This window comes from Methylobacter sp., assembly GCF_023227905.1.
GTDB lineage: Bacteria > Pseudomonadota > Gammaproteobacteria > Methylococcales > Methylomonadaceae > Methylobacter_A.
Window position 1 is genome coordinate 47,588 of the sequence record NZ_JALOCF010000019.1, and the last position, 19,132, is coordinate 66,719.

Here is a 19,132-nt window from a genome sequence, read left to right on the forward strand (position 1 = left end):
CATCGATTGAAATATTCACCACGAAGCCAAAAGTAGGCGACACGAAGAACACGAAGTAGGTAGGGTACGCATCGCGTACCAATTTCCTGGATCAAATTCCAGAAAGGTACGCGATGCGTACCCTACGGTGCTGCAATCTGACAATAAATTTAGTTTGTCTTCGTGTTCTTCGTGTCGCCTAGAAGCGCCTAGTTTTGGCTTCGTGGTGCACAAACGGCGCGCCCTACACATCGGCTATATCTCGTCCGGACTTCTCAACTGCTGCGTACGCATCCTTTCTTCCGTCAGCAAATCGCGGTAACTGGGTTTGAGTGGTTTTATCACCGTTTGCTCGCCGACCGTCCAGCTTAACGGGCGCCTTTCCTTGCCTATGGCATCCTGCAACAGCAATAGTCCTTGCTGTAATGCCTCAGGCCGGGGCGGGCAGCCCGGTACATAAACATCCACCGGCAAAAATTTGTCCACCCCCTGCACGACGCTGTAAATATCGTACATGCCGCCGGAGTTGGCGCAGGAGCCCATGGAGATGACCCAACGCGGCTCCAGCAACTGGTCGTAGAGCCGCTTGACTACCGGCGCCATTTTCCTGAAAACCGTGCCTGAAATGACGATCAGGTCTGCCTGACGAGGCGATCCCCGGATCACTTCAGAGCCGAAACGGGCAATGTCATGGCGGCTGGTGAATGCGGTTGCCATCTCCACATAGCAGCAGGACAAGCCGAAGTTAAACGGCCAGACCGAATTGGACTGCCCCCAGGCAACCATGTCCTCAAGTTTGGCGAACAGGAAGTTGCGCCGCAACGCCTCTTCATAAGACTGCTGCCCGGGTTGCGGAGCCGGATCTTTATCCGCCTCGGTTAGAGTCCAATGCTTCATAGTTGCTCCTATGATCCGCTGTCGGATGAATCAATGCGCTGCCTGCGGGTGCGCCAATCAAGCGCGCCTATGAACCACAGGTAAATTAATGCCGCGATTAATACGCCGATAAAAATCAACGCTTCGATAAAACCGGCCCAGCCTGCCTCTTGCAGCGCCACCGACCAGGCGAACAGGAACACGCTTTCCATATCGAAAATAACAAAAAAGATCGCCAGCAAATAAAACTGGACGGAAAAACGGATATGAACATCACCGACAGGCACGATGCCCGACTCAAAAGGCTCGTCGGCAGCTTTGGCGCGATGCCTCTGCCCGAGCAGATACGCACCGCCGAGCATGATGCCGGTAATAGCAACTACGGCTCCGAAATAGATGATCAATTGCAGCAGATTGGCGGCGAGAATAGCTTCGGAATTCTGCATATCAAAGAGCCTCGTTTTATCGATAAACCAATTAAAGATATGAACTCTGCTACGGAAGCGCTTTCAGCCTATGATCCTTTTTCGCGCCAAATGCCCGGCACCGCTGGTAAAGGCGTTCATGGCCCTGTTTACGTATGATTCCGGCAATATCCAATCCTGAAAATCAGCTGGAATGGATGAGCTGTGTTTACAGGTTAGAGAAGGCTAATCGTTTGTACAATCCGTAAAAATGCCTATTGATGAGTAGCATTCATTGATATGAGCGTCCCCTCGAAATTGCAAGATTCTATAAACCACCTATTGGGCCTTTGACAAGCATGGGCAGCAGGTTGGTGACAGACCGGAAATATGCGCTGTAACGAGCCGCTAAAGCTCGTAGTTATACGTATTGATACTATGGTTTTGTTGTGAAATTATAAAACTCGATTTTTCATTGATCCGTTCCGCATACAGGGTGTCGCTGGCGGCAGGGTTCTAGTTTGGCTTGCCGGGTTCGTTCCTGGCTTGAACCGTAGCCGACACTTAGAAAATAAGCACTGCAATATATCCGACTGCATGTTCAAGAGATAGGCTGCCCAACCGACTGAGGAGAGCCAACGATGAAACGCTTAGCGATCGCAATCGCCCTTTCAGGCATTATCTGCTCTCTGAATGGTTGTGCCGTTTATGCCCGTCCATACGACAGCGTCGGCATTTCTTATGGTTACGCCCCTTACGGCGGATACAGCTATGGGACTTATGGGGTTTACGGCCAGTACGGGTATGGTCCCCGCTATTACCGCTACAGTCCGCGCTATTACGGCCACAGATATAGTCCACGTTATTATGGTGGAGGCTGGAAGGGCTACGGTCGGCCCAGTTATGGCTGGCAGGGCCGTAGTTGGCAAGGACGGGGTTGGAGAAGCCCGGGAGTGCAAGGGCGCGGCTGGCGTGGACAAAGTCCGCGAAGCCCGGCTTGGCGAGGAGGAGGCAGAGGTGGCTGGCGAGGACAGGGTTCGCGTTGAAGCCTAAGTTGATGCGGCAAAGCCCGCTCCTTTAGTCCATTCGGTAAATGAGAAAACTGATGTTACGCAGTCAGTTGAATTTAAATTGCTTTAACAAAGGTGTCGCTAACGCGACGTTTATTTAAATCGGGTTCTCGCACCCGAAGGCGAGATACTTTTACACCCTGTGCGTAACATCAGTGAGAAAAGACAATGATGCCAGGAAGATTATCAATTGCGCCAATGATTCTTGTTGCGTTATTAATCAGCGACGGCGCCTTGGCGCGTGACGGCGGTCAACACGAAGACCGCTCGGCTGACGTCAGCGGGAGCGGTTCCGGCAGCGCCCGTGGGCGCGCTTTTAATGAGGGCCGCAAAAGCAATCCCGGTATTGGTCATAAACGCGCTTCCGGAGAAAGTCATGGAAAATCTCGACAGCACAACCGTGACAGGGAAAGTCTCCTGATAGAATCCCCCTACTCCCGGCCGGAGTTCTATTACTGGCCTTATTATTCCTTTCAGCCCTATTATTCTTCACCGTCTACGGTAACGCCTTTTAGCCCGCCTTCTTATATCGATCAAGGAACGGCACTTAGTGTGCCATCGTTCGGGCCGAACAGCGGGGACTATTGCTCCAGCCCTGCCGGCTATTATCCCTATGTGCAGGAATGCCCGTCCGGATGGCGGAGAATTACTCCCCAGCCCATAGAGCAGCAGCCCGGCTATTGGTATTACTGCACTCATCCTTCGGGCTATTATCCTTATAACAGGGATTGTGCAACTATTTGGCGGAATGTTGTTCCTTAACGGAGGTATATCAAATGTTACAGATTCTGATAATTATAATTTCCGCTGTCTTGCTCAGCGCTTGCTCGACAATGCCGAGCGGCCCCAGTGTTTTAGTGCTGCCGAGCGCCGATAAAAACTTTGACCAGTTCCATAATGAAGACCTGCTATGCAGAAACCTTACCCATAAGCAGGTTGCGGCAGTGGAAGATGACATCGATTCCAAAGATGAAGCCCAACAAAGTTATGACATCGTCTATATCCAATGCATGTACAGCAAGGGACATCGAGTTCCCGTGCCGGGATTAATGTATGACATGGAACAAGAAGAATTGGATCAGCTCCCGCCGGATATGCCTGTACCTCCGGACATGCCCGCATCGCCTCAACCCACCAAACCGAAGCAACGTTAAATTAGCGTAAATCCTGCGCCAGCAAACCGGCATTGCCGCCTAAAGCGGCAGTGTTTACCGAGACTGTTTGCTCGATGGCGAAACGGCGCAGATAATCGGGTCCGCCCGCCTTCGGGCCAGTGCCGGAAAGCCCCGTGCCGCCAAAAGGCTGCGCGCCGACCACAGCGCCGATCATATTCCGGTTAACGTAGATATTGCCGACTTTTACGCCCTGCCGGATCGCATTAAAGGTGCTGTCTACCCGGGTATGCACGCCCAGTGTCAGGCCGTAGCCGGTCGCATTAACCGCATCAATGACTTGATCGAGTTCCGATTGGCGGTAGCGGATCAGGTGCAATACCGGACCGAACACTTCCCGGCTCAATTGCGATAAAGACTGTAGCTCTATCAGGCTGGGCGGGAAAAAACTGCCCTGCTCCAAACCGTCCGGCAGCGGCAGTTGGTAGAGCAATTGCGCCTGTTTCTGCATGGCTTGCAGATGTTCAGCCAATGGCGACAGCGCGGCATGATCGATAATCGGGCCTATGTCGGTTTGATAAACGCCGGGGTTGCCGACAGTTAGTTCCTGCATAACGCCGATCAGCATGGCGATGGTTTTATCGGCGATTTCCTCCGGAACGAACAAGGTCCGCAGCGCCGAGCAACGCTGCCCGACACTGTTGAACGCCGAAACAACCGCATCCTGCACCAGTTGTTCAAGCAACGCCGAGCTGTCGGCAATCAGCACATTCTGTCCGCCGGTTTCGGCAATCAGCGGCACGATCTTTTGATGATGCTCGGCTAATTGCCGGTTGATAAACTGCGCCGTTTCCGTGGAACCGGTAAAAACCACGCCCGCAATTCTGGGATCAGGCAATAAATGCTCGCCAAACGAACGGCCGTCCACAGGCAAGAACTGCAACACCGATCCGGGGATGCCGGCTTGGTGCAGCAAGCGGACGCAATGCATCGCAGTTAATGCGGTCTGGCTAGCCGGTTTGGCGACGACCGTATTGCCGGCGACCAGCGCCGCAGCGATCTGGCCGACAAAAATGGCGATCGGGAAATTCCACGGGCTGATGCAGACATAGACGCCGCGTCCGTAATGGTAAAGCCAGTTCTCCTCGCCGGTGGGGCCGGGCAGCCGGATCGGCTTTCCGAACAACTCCAGCGCGGACTGGGCATAATAGCGGCAAAAATCGACCGCTTCCCTGACTTCCGCCAACGCATCTTTGATGGTCCGGCCGCCTTCCCGTACGCACAAGGAAACCAGCTCCAGCCGGTTTGCTTCCAGCAGATCGGCAGCCCGTTTCAAGCACTCGGCGCGTTGCGAAACAGGGCACAGCCGCCAGCTGACGAATGCTTCAGCGGCTTCGGTGACCGCTTCGCCAATAGCCGCCGGTTCTGCAAACGTTACCGTGCCGACCGTTAGCCGGTTATCGTAAGGGTTGACGATAAGCCGCTCGTTGCCATCGCAGGGGCTGCCGTTGATTAACGGCATGGCCGTCCAGTGCATATCGGCCAACCCGTCCAGGGTTTGCTGCACCGATTCCAACTGCTCGGGGTCGGCCAAATTCAGCCCGGAGGAATTTGGCCGCTGTTCGCCGAATAAATCGCGAGGCAATACGATCATAGGATGACTGGGCGGTATCTTTACCGCCGCTACCGGATCGCTGACCAGTACGTCGATGCTAATGTCCGACCGGCTGATTTGATTGATAAAAGATGTATTGGCGCCGTTTTCCAGCAAGCGTCTGACCAGGTAAGGCAGCAACTCATGATAAGCGCCGACCGGCGCATAAACGCGGCAAGGGATCTGCCAGTTCTGGACTTCGATGATTTCCCGGTAAAGGCTCTCGCCCATGCCGTGCAAGCGCTGAAATTCGTAACCCGGATGCTGCTGCCCGAGTTGATGGATCGCGGCAACCGTATGGGCGTTATGGCTGGCGAACTGGGGATAAAAGACATCCGCCCTGGACAGAATAACCTGCGCGCAGGCCAGATAGGATAAATCGGTCGCCGACTTGCGGGCAAACACCGGGTAATCGGCCAGGCCGTTTTCCTGCGCCCGTTTAATTTCGCTGTCCCAGTATGCGCCTTTGACCAGACGCAAAGGAATCTTCCGGCGTCGGCCTTCGGCCAGTTTAGCCAGCCAGCGGATCACCGGCAGCGCCCTTTTTTGATAGGCCTGCACCGCTATGCCCAGCCCCGGCCAGCCGTCTAAATCGGGATGGTTGAAAACAGCGGCAAAAATATCCAAGGACATATCCAGGCGTTCGGACTCTTCCGCATCAACGGTAATCGCAATATTAGCCGCGCGCGCCGCCTGCGCCAAGGCCAGCAGTTTATCGCTTAACTCTTTGACGGCGCGGGCATGTTGCAATGGTTCGAAGCGGGGACATAAAGCGGATAATTTAATCGATAGGCCCGGATTGGCGTGAATATCGGCAGAGGCCGCATGTCCGGCCAATGCATCGATAGCCGCACGATAGGCATTGAAATAACGCTCCGCATCGGCCTTCGTCAGCGCCGCCTCGCCCAGCATATCGAACGAATAGCGGAACACCGGGTCCTGCTCGCTGCGCTGAACGGCTTGCTGTATGGTCTCCGCAAAGACAAACTGCAAGGCCAGATGCTGCATGGCCTGCTTGACTGCGGCGCGTATTAGCGGCGCGCCCATCCGGGCCAGCAGTTGGTCGAAGGCCGGAGAGCCATTATGCGTATGCGCTTCAAAGTCTCCGGCAAATAACAGCGCTCTGGTCGCCAAATTGACCAATAGAGAATCGCTGTGATGCAAATGGCTTTGCCAGTCGACGCCGCTGAGCTTTTCCTGTAACAGCAGGTCTTGCGTACGGCTGTCGGGAATGCGCAGCAGGGCTTCGGCAATACCCATTAAAATAATGCCTTCACGGGAGGTGAGCTGATATTCCTCAAGAAAGGCTTCAATCGCGGATTGCTGATGTTTTTTTGCCCTGACTGCGGAAGCCAGCGTTCTGGCGCACTCGGTTATCGAAGCCGGGTCGTAACCGTTTAATGCCGATATATTCAACAATGGCGCGAATTGCAGTTGCTGTCCGCCCCGCCTTTCATTGAAAGGCCGGGGAGAGGGCTTTCTGAAAAGCGCAAACCGCGCCCATACGCAATACAGTAATTCGCTGATAAGGCTTTTTTCATCGGCTAAATGCGCCTGATGAATTATTTTTCGTAATTCGGCTAAAGATTTTTGAGTCATAGAGCTTAACCCCATCAGCAAGAATCCCCGGTTTCTTGGCAGACCCTCTTAAAAACCGGAAATTGGATCAAAAAAGTAGTCCGATCAATTGCTTTCATTGTTCCATAGCGGTCAAGCAAGTCAATCCCTTTTGTTGCCGCTTTGCCAAACCCAGTTAATCAGCGTCCAAAGAGCCTTTCGCCGGCATAAGAATTAATCGTCGATGTGATGCCCGTCACAGAAAAAACATGACCCACGAAGCCAATAGTCAGATCTGTCTGGCCGTTAAAGGTAAACCAAAGCTTTTTAAAGCCGGATTTTTGTGGCTCTTGTCGGTAATGAGCCGCACCAGCTAAGCGGAAGCTCATGCGTGGATAAGTAATAGTACCTATTGAACGAGAAATTAAAGTCTTTATTCTGTTTTGTATATTTGCTTTTTTAACTTTCTAAAATTCAGATCCTGTTGTAGCTTCCGTTTTTCTTAACAGCACATGGAGTGAAAGCTGCTTTAAGCCATCCTGAAAATGGCGTAACTTGTTCACCTTTGATTCCTATACCCGACAAATGCAGCCACTTATTGATTTTTTTGGGATTAACGATTTCACCCCGCATGGTTATTGCCTGTCGTGGAAGCCGCTCTTGCTTTGGCTTCACGTCATCTCAGACGTGCTAATCACGCTCGCCTATTATTCCATCCCCCTGACTCTGGTCCACTTCATTCGGCAGCGTAAGGATTTTCCCTATCCGTGGCTGGCCGTCATGTTTGCCGGATTTATTATCGCTTGCGGCACCACGCATTTACTGTCGGCTATCACGATCTGGACGCCCTTGTATTGGCTGGACGGCTTTTTTAAAGCCCTAACGGCAATTGCATCGGTCTCTACCGCTGTACTGATGATATGGGTAATCCCCCGCGCTTTATCCTTGCCCAGCGTCGCTCAACTGCAAACTGAAATACAAAAAAGAAAACAAACAGAAGAGGCGTTGCGGGAAAGTGAATATCGCTGGAAATTTGCCATTGAGGGCTCCGGCGACGGCGTATGGGACTGGGATATTGTCTCCGATGAGATCAAATATCCGTCGGGGCGTTGGAAAGAGATGCTGGGGGTATGCGGAAAACGAAACCCTACTCAACAAGAGCTTTTAAATCTTGTTCATCCCGATGACCAGTCCGGCTTTATACAAGCAATACAAGCCTATCTGGGTGAAAAGTCAGTCATTTTTGTCGTTGAACATCGCTTGCGCTACAAGGATGGGAGTTACAAATGGGTTCTGACACGCGGCATGGTGGTTAGCCGTGCCGAAGACGGCAGTCCTTTGCGCATGATCGGCACGCATCAAGATATTTCCGTTCGTAAACGCGCGGAAGAGGCGCTACGGCAAAACCAGAAGAAACTGCAAGAAGCGCAACGGATCGCACATGTGGGCAGCTGGCAACTGGACGTAACGGCTAACCATATCATCTGGTCGGAGGAACTTTACCGCATATTGGGTTTAAACCCAGGGCTACCGCCACCGGATTGCACAGAGAACTCCCGGTTATTCACTCCTGAGAGCTGGAAACGGTTGAGTACTGCTCTGTCCCGCATACAGAAAACGGGGATTCCCTATGAACTGGAGCTTGAAATAGTCAGAGCGGACGGAATACACGGTTGGATATTGGCACGCGGGGAAGCCATCCGCAACGACAGTGGGGCCATTGACCGTCTTCATGGCGTGGCGCTGGATATCACCGAGCGCAAACAAATGGAGGAGAGACTGCGCGACAGTGATGCTTTTAATGCCAGCATACTTAACTCATTGACCGCACATATCGCGGTGCTGGATGCGCAGGGCGTTATTGTTAGTGTTAACAACGCATGGCGGCAATTTGCAAAAGAAAACGGCTTACCGGAATCCGGGCAGGATCTGCTGGGCTTTAACTATCTGGACGCATGTAAAAACGCCTCTGATCAACCGTGCGGCGATGAGACAAGCACCGCTCAAACAGGTATTGCCGAGGTGCTGGAGGGTAAACTGAACATATTTCATTTAGAATACCCGTGCCACTCGTCCAATCAGCAGCGCTGGTTTAATATGACCGTATTGCCATTGCAAGGTTCCCGCCGCGGGGTTGTGGTTAGTCATGAAAACATCACCGAGCGCAAATTGATGGAAAATCAGCTCAAAGCCAGTGAGGAGAAATTCCGTTCGATTATTGAAGCGACCCCGGTGCCGATAGTGCTGAATGATGAACAGTTAAACATTACCTTCCTGAATCCGGCATTCATACAAACCTTCGGCTACAACATAGATGACGTCCCCACTCTGGCAGACTGGTTTTCGAAAGCCATTCCTGATCTTGACTATCGCCATTGGTTCGAAACTACCTGGCAAACCTCACTGGAAAAAGCCAGGCAGGAACATTCCGACTTTTCGCCTTTAGAGCTGGCTGTTTGCTGCAAAAACCAGCACATTAAAACCGTGTTGGCGAGCGCAGCGGCGATTCACCGCGATTTTACAGGCGAACATCTGGTGATCCTGTACGACATTACTCGCCGCAAACAGATTGAAGCCAAACTCAACGCCATTTTCGACGCCTCGGTGGAAGGCATTATCACTTATGACACATTCTGCATCATCGAATCGGCGAATGCCGCCGTGGAAACCATTTTCGGCTATCAACCGGAAGAACTGGTTGGATGCAGTGTTTGCAAACTGATGCCCTCATACTGTAATTTACTTAAAACAGTGAACGGCCAGATTCAGGAGATTGAAGGCCTGCACAAAAACGGTTCCGTGGTGCCGTTGGATCTGTCCGTAGCGGAATATTCAATTAATGATACCCATTATTTTACCGGCATTGTGCGCGACGTCAGCCTGCGCAAACGCCGGGAGCAGCAAGATAAGGAACATCTGGACGAACTCGCCCATGTCACGCGCCTTGGGCTGATGGGCGAAATGGCGTCCGGCATCGCGCATGAGGTCAACCAGCCCCTGTCCGCGATTTCCAGCTATACGCAGGTCAGTTTAAACCTGATCAATACTGAAACCCCCGATCTGGTAAGGCTTATCGAGATTCTGCACAAAACCCAGCAGCAGGCTTTACGGGCGGGACGGATCATTCATCGCATGAGGGAATTCGTCAAATCCCACACCCAACATCGTTCGGCCGCCGACGTTAATGCATTGATTCACAACTCTGTCGATCTTTGTCTGGCTGAAATTAAACAAAACCATATAAAACTGACATTTACGCTGGAAAACAACCTGCCGCCCATTTATGTCGATCAGATACAAATTGAGCAGGTCATTATAAATTTGGTCAGGAACAGCGTTGATGTCTTAAAAGAATTATCCGTGGAGCAACAACGCCAGTTATCTATCCATAGCCGGCTGACGCTCAATGACAGCATACAGGTCAGGGTCAAAGATAACGGACCGGGGCTTGACAAAGACCAACAGCAAAAGGTACTGACGCCTTTTTACACCACCAAAGCGGACGGCATGGGCATGGGGCTGTCGATCACTCGTTCCATTATCGAAGCCCATGATGGAGCGCTGCATTTCAATAGCCAACCCGGAAAAGGCACTTCTTTCTATTTCACGCTGCCAGCGCAGAAAAATCCTGATCGGGGTTTACAGCATAGTCAGGCCATAGCGACCCATTATTGAAACCGAAGCGCTTCGATGGGCTTGAGGTTGGCGGCCTTGCGTGCCGGATAGAAGCCGAAGAATACGCCGACCGCAACGGCTACGCCGAAAGCGAGCACTACCGAACTGAGCGTTACGACGACTAACGCGTCATTGAAATGGCTGAAAAAATAAGCACTGGCAATGCCCAGCATCACGCCGATAAGGCTTCCGGCCAGCGAGATCATCACCGCCTCAAAAAGAAATTGCAGCAGGATATCGCGCTGTCTCGCGCCTATCGCCATGCGGATGCCGATTTCGCGGGTTCTTTCGGTAACCGAAACCAGCATGATATTCATGATGCCGATGCCGCCGACCAGCAGCGACACCGACGCGATCGCCCCGAGCATCGTCGCCATGGCCTTGGTGGTGCCGGCAGCGGCTTGCGTTACTGCGGTGAGATTGCGGACCGTAAAGTCGTCTTCCTGCCTTTCGTTGATTCTGTGTCTTGCCCTGAGCAATTCGTTGATGCCCTGTTCGGCTCTGTCCATGACTTCGGCTGATTTGGCCTTGACCATGATGAAGCGCACCATGCCGGGAAATTCGGTACCGAACAATTGGCGCTGAGCGGTGGTAATGGGGATAAACACGGTATCGTCCTGATCCCGTCCATCCAGGCTTTGGCCTTTCGGCGCCAGAACGCCCAGCACCAGAAACGGGCTGTTTTTCACCCTGACCATTTTGCCGACCGGGTTTTCATCGCCGAAAAGGTTGCGCACCACGGTTTGGCCCATCAACAGCACCCGGGTTGCCGAACGCACGTCGCTGTCGCTGAAGGCTTCCCCCGAACTGACCGTCCATTCGCGAACATCGAGAAAAGCGGGCGTGGTTCCCGATACCAGCGTGCTCCAGTTGCTCGCCGCGTAAATCAGTTGGGCGGTATTTGAAAAGGTGGGCGCGACCGCGGCGATTTCAGGTAATTCACTGATCGCTTGGGCATCGTCCAAGGTCAGCGTCGGCACCGTACCGGAACCTTGCCGCAAGCCTCCCGCCGTTGTTGAGCCCGAAAGCACGATAAACAGGTTGCTACCCATCGAGGCGATGGATTCGTTGACCATTAGTTGCGCGCCCTGCCCGATCGCCAGCATCATGATTACCGCGCCGACGCCGAACACCATGCCCAGCATGGTTAGCGAAGTGCGCAACCGATTCGCGCGCATCGCCGCCCAGCCTTCTCCCAACAATGCGCCGATGATCATGACGGCTGATCGCTGGCGATTCGGCCGTCGACCACGCGGATCAAGCGTTTGGCGTGGGCGGCTATATCGGCTTCATGAGTGACCAGAATAATCGTGATGTTATGGTCTTCATTCAAGACGTGGAAAATTTTCATGATGTCCTCGCCGGTTTGGGTATCGAGATTGCCGGTCGGCTCGTCCGCCAAGATCAGTTTAGGGTCGGTGACCAATGCCCTGGCGATGGCCACGCGCTGCTGTTGCCCGCCCGACAATTGGTTCGGCTTGCGCTCGCCGAATCCAGCCAGGCCGATCCGGTCCAGCATCAGCAACGCTTTTTCGCGCCGCTCGGCCTTGCTCTTGCCGGCATAAAGCAGCGGCAAACCGATATTGTCCAGAATCGAGCTTCTCGGCAACAAATTGAAGCCCTGAAAAACGAATCCGATCAGACGGTTTCTTAGCAATGCCAGCTCGTCCGCGTTTAAAGCGGCGGTGTCCCTGCCCTCCAGATAATAATGGCCGCCTGTTGGGGTATCCAGACAGCCTAGAATATTCATCAGCGTCGATTTCCCTGAGCCGGAATGTCCCATGATCGCAACGAACTCGCCGCTGTCGATGCTGAAATTAATATCCTTGAGCACCGGCATGTTTTCCAGATAATATTTGGACAGCCCGCTGACGCTGATCAAAGGGCCTTCCATCAAAATGCCCTGACCCGGAAGCCGCTTTGTCCCGGCGCCTTGGTATCGGGCTTACGCTCGCTTTGGTCTTCGAGAATCACCTCATCGCCTTCTTTTAAATCCCCGCCGGTTAATTCCGCGTATTTGCTATCGCTGATGCCGATCTGTACCGGAACCGCTACGGCCTTGTTATTCTCCAGACGGTAAACGTGTTTGCCGGGCTGGCTGGCGGCCCCTTCGGCAGGGCGGAACTTGAGCGCCGCCAACGGCAGTTTCAGGATGTCGTTTTTTTGGTCGATGACGATGTTGACGAAGGCGGTCATACCCGGCAACAGGATTTCTTCCGGGTTATCCACGCTGACCACCACATTGTAAGTGACCACATTCTGCAACACTTTGGAATCCAGCCTGATCCGGAAAACTTTTCCCTGAAAAACCCGGTCGGGAAAAGCGTCCACGGTGAAGTTTACGTTTTGGTTAACCCGGATGCCGCCGACATCGGCTTCGGCAACCGAAGTGTCGATCTGCATGCGCTTCAAATCCTGGGCGATGGTGAACAAGGTCGGTGTTTGAAAGCTGGCGGCGACGGTTTGCCCGATGTCGACATTGCGCGACACCACGACGCCGGAGACCGGGGATTTGATGATGGTATAGCCTTTGTTGGCTTGATCGCGCTTAAGCTGGCCGATCGCCGACGCCACTTGCGACTTGGCGGCTTCCCGCGCCTGGATGGCTTGATCAAGCTCCGACCGGGCGACATAATCCTGGGCATACAGTTCCTTGGATCTGGCTTCATTGGCCTGAGCGAGTTTGAGCGAAGCCTGCGCATTGGCAAACGCCGCCCGGCTCTGCTCGAGCTGGGCATCAATCAATGACGGATCGATTTCCGCCAACACTTGACCTTGATGCACTCGGTCATTGAAATCGACATTCAGCTTGTTGATCACGCCGGAAATCTGCGTACCAACATTGACCAGCACCACCGGGTTTAATGTGCCGTTGGCGGAGATCGTCTTGACTATATTGCCTTTGGCTATTTTTTCCGTCCGGTAGTTATGGTCTTGGTCAGCTTTGCGCCAGACATTGAATCCGTAAATGCCCACTACAATAGCGATCAGGCTGAAAAGGACGATTAACTTATACCGAAGCGCCATAAATTGTTACCTCGACGGAATGGAGGAAAAATCCAAACGCCCCAGTGCCTGGGCTAGCTGGGCTTTTTGCGTCAGCCAAGTATACTGGGCCTGAATCAATTGCAGCCTGGCATTGGCGTGGCTGGCCTGGGCATTCAACAGATCGATGATATTACCGGCTCCCGCCTTGTAGCGTCCCATCGCCACCTTTTCGGACTGGTCGGCACTGGTCACCAAGTCTTCGCTGCTTTTAAAGCTCTCGTGGGCGGTATTTAACAGCTGGTAGGCCCGCCAGACATCCAGGCTCACAGATTGCTCGAGCTTATCGTAATCGGCTCGCTTAACTTCGAGCTGCTCTTCTGCGCTGCGTATCTGGTAGGTGACATTGAAACCGGTGAATAACGGCAAACTGACCTGCATGCCAATCGTCCAGCTTTGCGTATCGCTGGGCAGGCTGGTGTGGCTGTAGCCGTAATTGCTGATCACGGAAATGCTCGGCCAATGCCCTGCCTCGGCGGCTCTAACATTCGCTTCGGCCGCTTTAACCGTGGCTTCGGCTGCGGCCAGATCGGGACGCATGGCCTTAGCCTCTTCGATCAAACGATGCACCATGGTTTCCTGTTCGGCATCCGGTTTGGGCAGGAACGGAGCCGCAATATCCAGCCGGTAGTCGGCGTCCAGCCCCAGCGCATTGGCAAGGCTGCCGATAGCCACTCTGGCATCGCCCTCGGTTTTTTGGCGGTTGAGCCGGGCTTGGGCAAAAGCGGTCTTTGCCTGTAGCGCATCGGCCAATGCCGCGGCGCCGACTTCATAGCGCTTTTGGGCCGCGTTCAGCGCTTCATTGCCGGCTTGCTCAGAAACCAGCGCCGCTTGTGCTGCGGCTTGCGTCGCAAAAACCTGGTAATAAGCCTGAATCGCTGCAAACATTACCGTTTGCAGCGTTGCGTCGTGCGTCCAGTTCGAAGCTTCCAAAGTCCTTTGCGCGCTTTCAAGCTGCGCTTCCCGGCCGCCGAAGTTATAAAGCAGGTAATTCAGGCTGACAACCGGGGTAAACCGATTGATAGGCTGTGAAGCGCCGCCCGCGCTGGTGATGGTGGTTAGCTGTAAGTTACTGCCCCCAGCGGCATTCATGCTCCGCGCAACTGAGGTATTCAAGGTTACGGTCGGTAAATAGGCCGATTTGGCAATGCCGACTTGTGCCGCCTGGAAACGGGCATTGGCCCAGGCTTGCCGGGTTTGCGGGTTGCTGCAAAGCGCTTGGTCGACCACATCCACCAGCGTCCAGGCATGGCCGCTATTCTTGTCCAGACGACAAGGGTCTACCGGAGCAGACTGTCTTTTTCCGGGGCTTGGGCTCACTTGCCGGGACGTGGCAAAAGGATCGTCCAGGATGCCGTCCTGCCCCGGAAAAGCGGCAAGTGGACATGACAGCAAGCAGCTTGCGAACAAAGCGCGCATTTTCATGGTTGGCCGAACGTTAAGCAGGGTGCGCAATGACCACCGTAAAATATTACACCCCTGGTTGTATCGGTCCTATGTCGGATCATTTTATCTCCAGCGTAGCCTTAAAAAGCGTGCAGTGAAATAGGATAAATGACGGATCAGCGGCTTACGATTCTATCAATGTCCGCACGCTGATGCCTAGTACTCGCTAATGATCGGCTCATGACAACTTCAGTTTTACAGAAGGTTTCGCGCCTTTCGAAATAATAAGTAACTGATGTTACGCACGGACGTATTTTTTCCCGTTTGCCGCGCCGAGCACCGGAGCTTTTATCGAGATTAGCCCGTTAGGGGCGCGGCAGGGATGCCGCGCGTCAGCAGAGGGGCAGGAGCCCCTTCTGCTGACCCTCGATAAAAGCGAGGAGCGCAGGAAACAAGCGGTAACCGGATCGCCTTTTCTTTGGTTACTTTCTTTTCGACTGCAAGGATGCAGGAGGTAGAGCAATGCAGGAGCAATTGCCGAGGCGAAGCAAAAGAAAGTAACTCGCCTTCGGGTGCGACAACCCGATTCAATCAAGTGTCGCGTTAGCGACTCCTTAATGTTAATGCGGTCGAATTTCGACTAACTGCGTAACATCGGTAAGTAAATTTGACGTCAACTAATAAGGTGGGGTAAAAGAAAAAGTTCTCGTCGCTATACTCTACCGAGGTGTCAGCTTTAATTAAACCGGTATGCTTGGGATTTATTGTCAATAACCGGCGGCACTTCAGCAATGAGCATCGACAGATAAGACCACATTCATAAGGCTTCTATCCGCAGTTCTGCAGCTGCTGTTTTTGAAAGGAGTAAGTAATGAAAACCAACCTGATGCTGTCAACAATACTACTGGTGATTTGCAGCTTGTATAGCGGTGTCAATTGGGCACGCCACGGTTATTCCAGTTTTGGGTTTTCTTTCGGCGCGCCACTTTATCCCTATTATCGTGATCCCTTTTACCGCGACCCTTTTTATTATCCTTATTACTATCCGCCGACCGTGATCACCGTACCGGTAACGCCACCCGTTTACATCCAGCAACCTCCGCCCGCCGTCCAGCAATACCCATCCGGCTACTGGTATTACTGCCGCAACCCTGAAGGCTATTATCCTTATGTCAAAGAATGCCCGAGAGGTTGGCAACAAGTTGAGCCGATACCGCCTTCACCCCGTTAAGGAGTCCAGATATGTCACGTTTTTCCATAGTTCTTTCGTCTACGGTCATGCTGGCAGTCAGCGGCTGCGTCAGCTTGCCGACCGGCCCCAGTGTCATGGTGCTGCCCGGCAGCGGCCTGTCTTTTGACCAGTTTCGTAACGACGATGCTGTCTGCCAGCAATACGCTTATTTCCAGATTGGCGGCACTACCGCTGAAAAACAGGCTGAGCGTAGCGGCGTCACCAGCGCCGCAATCGGTACGGCTTTAGGTGCGGCAGCGGGAGCGGCAATCGGCGGAGGGGAAGGAGCCGCCATCGGGGCAGGCACCGGTTTACTGGGCGGCAGTATAGTCGGCGCCGGCACCGCCGACAGTTCCATGGTTGGAACGCAGGAGCGCTATAACGTAGCTTATATTCAATGCATGTATTCCAAGGGCCATAAAGTGCCGGTATCGGGACAATTCTCTACCGAAACATACCGTCCAGCCGAGCCGTCATCGTCGCCTATTCCACCGCCACCGCCCGGCTCACCGCCACCTGCCCCTAAAAGATAACGGCATCATCAGCCATCAACGCCAAGCCAAAAACGCTGCTATTTTGGCTTGGCATAATTGCTCGGAGCTAGAGCAATTCTTTGTTAGTACTCAGTCAATCTTGTTTTGTCTGCGGATAATTTAACTGTGGGAGCGGCTTCGCCTAAAGCGCCTACTTTTGGTAGCCGCTCCCACATAGCCTCTCACTCGACATTATAGATTTGACTGAGTACCAGTGATTACACGGCATGCGCTACACAAAGCCAAGCACTTACTTTTACGTTAATAGCATCATGACAAGACACAATTTGATAGAACAGCCATCACCCTGGATTGTTAAGTACGCTTCCTTGATACCTGAAAAGGGTCGGGTACTCGACCTTGCCTGTGGCAACGGACGCCATGCAATCTGGCTTGCTCAGCAAGGCTATCAAGTCGATGCGGTTGATCGCGATGCCCAGGCGCTATCGAACATGATGGGGATGGATAATATCGAGGTTATTGTTGTTGATATTGAAGCAGGCGACTGGCCCTACTCAGACCTGCGCTATGACGGAGTAATAGTCAGCCGTTATCTGTATCGGCCGCTGCTCCCCGCTCTTGCTGAAATACTTAATCCAGGTGGGGTGCTGATTTATGAAACTTTCATGACGGGTAACGAACGCTATGGCAAGCCAAGTAATCCCGACTTCTTGTTGCTACCGAATGAACTGCTCGAAATCTATTCACCGTTGCTGAACATCATCGATTTTGAACAAGGAGAAATGAGAACGCCAAGGCCTGTTGTTATGCAACGCATTTGCGCTCAAAAAAATGCTTGATCAGCGCAGGCTTGCCAATGGCCGACTTTTGTCTGCCGCGTAGTTAATTCCCGACCTCCATTCTTTGTAGCCATCGTTCTCACAATGTCGGATGATTGCCGTGAGCATAGGTGCGATCATGGGCTTCCTGGCAAATAATGCAGCGCTGGGCGGCGGGCTGGGCTTTCAGACGTTCAATGGCGATGGGCTCCTGGCAGTCGCTGCATTGGCCGTAGCTGCTTGTGGCGATGCGCATCAAGGCGGCATCGATGTCGCGGATTTCCTGGACGTGGCGATCGATAGAGGCAAGTTTGATGTCCACCAGCAAGTCGGCCAGTGCTACGTCGCCCGAGTCGCGCACTCGGCCGGCCAGATCAACATAGGGCTCCTCGTCGGAACGCAGCAATTCCGTGCTGATTTCCCGTCGCAACGCCATGAAGCGATCGTTCAGCTTCGTCTTGAATTCATTGATCTGATGGGTGGTCAATTGAACGGTCATCGCGGTTTCCTCCGGTTGAAATAGTTAGTTTCGAAATGATGATGCGCCAGGGAAAAATTGCTGTCAATTGATGGTAAGCGTGTGCACAAAACCACGGCAATCCGTAACTGTGTCCTGGTCAGAGTTGGCAGCGTTTTAAAACTGCTGACAGTTTTCAAAGATTGGATTTATACCGACAGATTTTATCGGCGCTGGCGAGCAAGTCTTTTACAATCGCAATAACGTGTGCTTTCAAACAAGAAAGTAAATGCCCACGCCCAGCCATGTCAGAAACAGCAGCAGCCAAGGAAGCCAGTGCTGTCGGTAAACGATTATTTGTTGCATTTCATGGTCATCCGATTCAATCGATTGCCCCTTTTGACTTGATGCTTTCTTGAGTTTTCTATTCAAGTCCCTGGCTTTTTCTTTTTGCTGCCTTTTGTATAGATCAATTCCTTTTTGAACGCCTTGAGCAATCAGCCTGGTTTGTTCTTTGGTTTGAGCGGGGCGTTGCGTTCCTCTGGCAATTTTCAGCGCTTCCTCTTGAGTTTGCTGCGATGGCTTTTGATAACTGTTTTTAGTCATAACTATGCTTTGATAATGAATGGTTCTCTAATTGTACTGTGTACGGCTAGGTATGCGGACAATATAATTACCAGCATCGTATAGATAAATGCCAAGCATCCAAAAATATAAATTGACATCTCTATATGGGGCGCCCATACTGCATGCAGCTTGAAAATAAGATTTACCCTCTGCTTACCATTTCGATGTACCTTCTGTAGTTCTTCGTCCTGTTTCTCATTTTGTAATTTCCCAATTTACCAGCTCGACCCGCCTTTTAAAGGCTTTTTATACTCAAATATTTACAGGACTCATTATGTCTACAATAACTACCGGCATCGTTAAATGGTTTAATTCAGAGAAAGGCTTTGGCTTTATCGAGCAACAATCAGGCCCCGATGTATTCGTACACTTTAACCAAATCCAAAACGCCGGCGGCTACAAATCGCTGGATGAAGGCCAAAAAGTACAATTCAGCGTAGCGCAAGGCCAAAAAGGCCCGCAAGCTGAAAACGTAACGGTCATCTAAGTACCAAACGCCCGCCGCAGCACATGTTGCGCTGCGGCGGGCATTAAAGAAGATTCATAACAAGGCGGCTTATTTTTAGCTTAACCCTTGAACTTCTTTATCAAGGCTATAGTTTATAGCCTGCAAACCATATGGGGGCGACATGGCTTCGACGTGGGTAGCGAAACCTTAAGCGCATGCCGAGGACAGTACACCTCGTAAAATCTACTGAAACTAAAGTATTCGCAAATGACGAAAACTACTCAATGGCTTTAGCTGCT

18 protein-coding genes and 1 other RNA gene are annotated in these 19,132 nt (G+C 52.5%); 9 read left to right on the forward strand and 10 right to left on the reverse strand.

Translation table 11 applies throughout. The features are described from left to right. Positions 1-234: 234 nt before the first annotated feature. The gene (locus M0R47_RS09755; RefSeq protein WP_292553765.1) at positions 235-876 is read right to left on the reverse strand and encodes an NADH-quinone oxidoreductase subunit B; all 642 of its coding nucleotides are present in this window, start codon (positions 874-876) and stop codon (positions 235-237) included. A gap of 8 nt (positions 877-884) precedes the next feature. Further along, complete coding sequence (gene ndhC, locus M0R47_RS09760; protein ID WP_292553768.1) at positions 885-1,301, reverse strand: NADH-quinone oxidoreductase subunit A; 417 nt, start codon at positions 1,299-1,301, stop codon at positions 885-887. 599 nt (positions 1,302-1,900) lie between these two features. Here ndhC and M0R47_RS09765 point away from each other — a divergent pair. The 3 genes from M0R47_RS09765 (at position 1,901) to M0R47_RS09775 (ending at position 3,483) form a co-directional block, all read left to right on the forward strand. Beyond that, entirely contained in the window at positions 1,901-2,305 is a 405-nt protein-coding gene (locus M0R47_RS09765; protein ID WP_292553770.1) for a hypothetical protein, read from the forward strand. A 192-nt stretch (positions 2,306-2,497) separates the two neighbouring features. Next, on the forward strand, positions 2,498-3,091 hold the full coding sequence (locus M0R47_RS09770) for a hypothetical protein (protein WP_292553772.1): 594 nt from the start codon (positions 2,498-2,500) through the stop codon (positions 3,089-3,091). Between the two features lie 14 nt (positions 3,092-3,105). After that, positions 3,106-3,483, forward strand: coding sequence for a hypothetical protein (locus tag M0R47_RS09775; RefSeq protein ID WP_292553775.1), 378 nt, complete (start codon positions 3,106-3,108; stop codon positions 3,481-3,483). A 1-nt stretch (position 3,484) separates the two neighbouring features. On the opposite strand, the gene putA is transcribed toward M0R47_RS09775, so the two are convergent. Then, complete coding sequence (gene putA / locus M0R47_RS09780; RefSeq protein WP_292553778.1) at positions 3,485-6,694, reverse strand: bifunctional proline dehydrogenase/L-glutamate gamma-semialdehyde dehydrogenase PutA; 3,210 nt, start codon at positions 6,692-6,694, stop codon at positions 3,485-3,487. A 432-nt stretch (positions 6,695-7,126) separates the two neighbouring features. After that, a complete protein-coding gene (locus M0R47_RS09785; protein ID WP_292553781.1) occupies positions 7,127-7,285 on the reverse strand; it encodes a hypothetical protein in 159 nt (52 codons plus the stop codon). A gap of 27 nt (positions 7,286-7,312) precedes the next feature. Between M0R47_RS09785 and M0R47_RS09790 the strand changes: the two genes are divergently transcribed. After that, positions 7,313-10,327, forward strand: coding sequence for a PAS domain S-box protein (locus M0R47_RS09790; protein ID WP_292553783.1), 3,015 nt, complete (start codon positions 7,313-7,315; stop codon positions 10,325-10,327). Here M0R47_RS09790 and M0R47_RS09795 read toward each other — a convergent pair. The 4 genes from M0R47_RS09795 to M0R47_RS09810 are packed head-to-tail and all read right to left on the reverse strand — an operon-like array spanning position 10,321 to position 14,797. After that, positions 10,321-11,544 (reverse strand): ABC transporter permease, encoded by a 1,224-nt coding sequence (locus tag M0R47_RS09795; RefSeq protein WP_292553785.1) that lies wholly within the window; start codon positions 11,542-11,544, stop codon positions 10,321-10,323. The genes M0R47_RS09790 and M0R47_RS09795 overlap by 7 nt on opposite strands. Then, positions 11,541-12,221 (reverse strand): ABC transporter ATP-binding protein, encoded by a 681-nt coding sequence (locus tag M0R47_RS09800; protein WP_292553788.1) that lies wholly within the window; start codon positions 12,219-12,221, stop codon positions 11,541-11,543. Before M0R47_RS09800 ends, M0R47_RS09795 begins: the two co-directional genes overlap by 4 nt. Continuing rightward, positions 12,221-13,354 carry an efflux RND transporter periplasmic adaptor subunit gene (locus tag M0R47_RS09805; protein WP_292553791.1) on the reverse strand — a complete coding sequence of 378 codons (1,134 nt, stop codon included), beginning with the start codon at positions 13,352-13,354 and terminating at the stop codon, positions 12,221-12,223. Before M0R47_RS09805 ends, M0R47_RS09800 begins: the two co-directional genes overlap by 1 nt. A gap of 6 nt (positions 13,355-13,360) precedes the next feature. Further along, the gene (locus M0R47_RS09810; RefSeq protein WP_292553794.1) at positions 13,361-14,797 is read right to left on the reverse strand and encodes a TolC family protein; all 1,437 of its coding nucleotides are present in this window, start codon (positions 14,795-14,797) and stop codon (positions 13,361-13,363) included. A gap of 832 nt (positions 14,798-15,629) precedes the next feature. Here M0R47_RS09810 and M0R47_RS09815 point away from each other — a divergent pair. The 3 genes from M0R47_RS09815 to M0R47_RS09825 all read left to right on the forward strand — a co-directional run bounded on the left by M0R47_RS09815 (position 15,630) and on the right by M0R47_RS09825 (position 17,322). Further along, positions 15,630-15,989 carry a hypothetical protein gene (locus tag M0R47_RS09815; RefSeq protein ID WP_292553796.1) on the forward strand — a complete coding sequence of 120 codons (360 nt, stop codon included), beginning with the start codon at positions 15,630-15,632 and terminating at the stop codon, positions 15,987-15,989. A gap of 11 nt (positions 15,990-16,000) precedes the next feature. Continuing rightward, entirely contained in the window at positions 16,001-16,522 is a 522-nt protein-coding gene (locus M0R47_RS09820) for a YMGG-like glycine zipper-containing protein (RefSeq protein WP_292553798.1), read from the forward strand. A 272-nt stretch (positions 16,523-16,794) separates the two neighbouring features. Continuing rightward, positions 16,795-17,322 (forward strand): methyltransferase domain-containing protein, encoded by a 528-nt coding sequence (locus M0R47_RS09825; protein WP_292553801.1) that lies wholly within the window; start codon positions 16,795-16,797, stop codon positions 17,320-17,322. A 79-nt stretch (positions 17,323-17,401) separates the two neighbouring features. Here the strand turns inward: M0R47_RS09825 and M0R47_RS09830 are convergent, their stop codons facing one another. Both M0R47_RS09830 and M0R47_RS09835 read right to left on the reverse strand, forming a co-directional pair. Continuing rightward, positions 17,402-17,800, reverse strand: a complete 399-nt coding sequence (locus tag M0R47_RS09830) for a TraR/DksA family transcriptional regulator (RefSeq protein WP_292553804.1) — start codon at positions 17,798-17,800, stop codon at positions 17,402-17,404. A gap of 231 nt (positions 17,801-18,031) precedes the next feature. Then, positions 18,032-18,364, reverse strand: coding sequence for a DUF2956 domain-containing protein (locus M0R47_RS09835; RefSeq protein WP_292553807.1), 333 nt, complete (start codon positions 18,362-18,364; stop codon positions 18,032-18,034). Between the two features lie 295 nt (positions 18,365-18,659). On the opposite strand from M0R47_RS09835, the gene M0R47_RS09840 reads away from it, so the two are divergent. Together M0R47_RS09840 and ssrA are read left to right on the forward strand one after the other, a co-directional pair. Further along, positions 18,660-18,872 (forward strand): cold-shock protein, encoded by a 213-nt coding sequence (locus M0R47_RS09840; RefSeq protein ID WP_292553810.1) that lies wholly within the window; start codon positions 18,660-18,662, stop codon positions 18,870-18,872. 133 nt (positions 18,873-19,005) lie between these two features. Further along, positions 19,006-19,132: a transfer-messenger RNA gene (gene ssrA, locus M0R47_RS09845) on the forward strand; the annotation flags it as partial.

Coding starts and splice junctions, on each gene's coding strand:
- M0R47_RS09815 (WP_292553796.1), top strand. CDS start 15,630: ATGAAAACCAACCTGATGCTGTCAACAATACTACTGGTGATTTGCAGC.
- M0R47_RS09770 (WP_292553772.1), top strand. CDS start 2,498: ATGATGCCAGGAAGATTATCAATTGCGCCAATGATTCTTGTTGCGTTA.
- M0R47_RS09800 (WP_292553788.1), bottom strand. CDS start 12,221: ATGGAAGGCCCTTTGATCAGCGTCAGCGGGCTGTCCAAATATTATCTG.
- putA (WP_292553778.1), bottom strand. CDS start 6,694: ATGACTCAAAAATCTTTAGCCGAATTACGAAAAATAATTCATCAGGCG.
- ndhC (WP_292553768.1), bottom strand. CDS start 1,301: ATGCAGAATTCCGAAGCTATTCTCGCCGCCAATCTGCTGCAATTGATC.
- M0R47_RS09805 (WP_292553791.1), bottom strand. CDS start 13,354: ATGGCGCTTCGGTATAAGTTAATCGTCCTTTTCAGCCTGATCGCTATT.
- M0R47_RS09835 (WP_292553807.1), bottom strand. CDS start 18,364: ATGACTAAAAACAGTTATCAAAAGCCATCGCAGCAAACTCAAGAGGAA.
- M0R47_RS09795 (WP_292553785.1), bottom strand. CDS start 11,544: ATGATCATCGGCGCATTGTTGGGAGAAGGCTGGGCGGCGATGCGCGCG.
- M0R47_RS09755 (WP_292553765.1), bottom strand. CDS start 876: ATGAAGCATTGGACTCTAACCGAGGCGGATAAAGATCCGGCTCCGCAA.
- M0R47_RS09830 (WP_292553804.1), bottom strand. CDS start 17,800: ATGACCGTTCAATTGACCACCCATCAGATCAATGAATTCAAGACGAAG.
- M0R47_RS09775 (WP_292553775.1), top strand. CDS start 3,106: ATGTTACAGATTCTGATAATTATAATTTCCGCTGTCTTGCTCAGCGCT.
- M0R47_RS09810 (WP_292553794.1), bottom strand. CDS start 14,797: ATGAAAATGCGCGCTTTGTTCGCAAGCTGCTTGCTGTCATGTCCACTT.
- M0R47_RS09840 (WP_292553810.1), top strand. CDS start 18,660: ATGTCTACAATAACTACCGGCATCGTTAAATGGTTTAATTCAGAGAAA.
- M0R47_RS09785 (WP_292553781.1), bottom strand. CDS start 7,285: ATGCGGGGTGAAATCGTTAATCCCAAAAAAATCAATAAGTGGCTGCAT.
- M0R47_RS09820 (WP_292553798.1), top strand. CDS start 16,001: ATGTCACGTTTTTCCATAGTTCTTTCGTCTACGGTCATGCTGGCAGTC.
- M0R47_RS09765 (WP_292553770.1), top strand. CDS start 1,901: ATGAAACGCTTAGCGATCGCAATCGCCCTTTCAGGCATTATCTGCTCT.
- M0R47_RS09825 (WP_292553801.1), top strand. CDS start 16,795: ATGACAAGACACAATTTGATAGAACAGCCATCACCCTGGATTGTTAAG.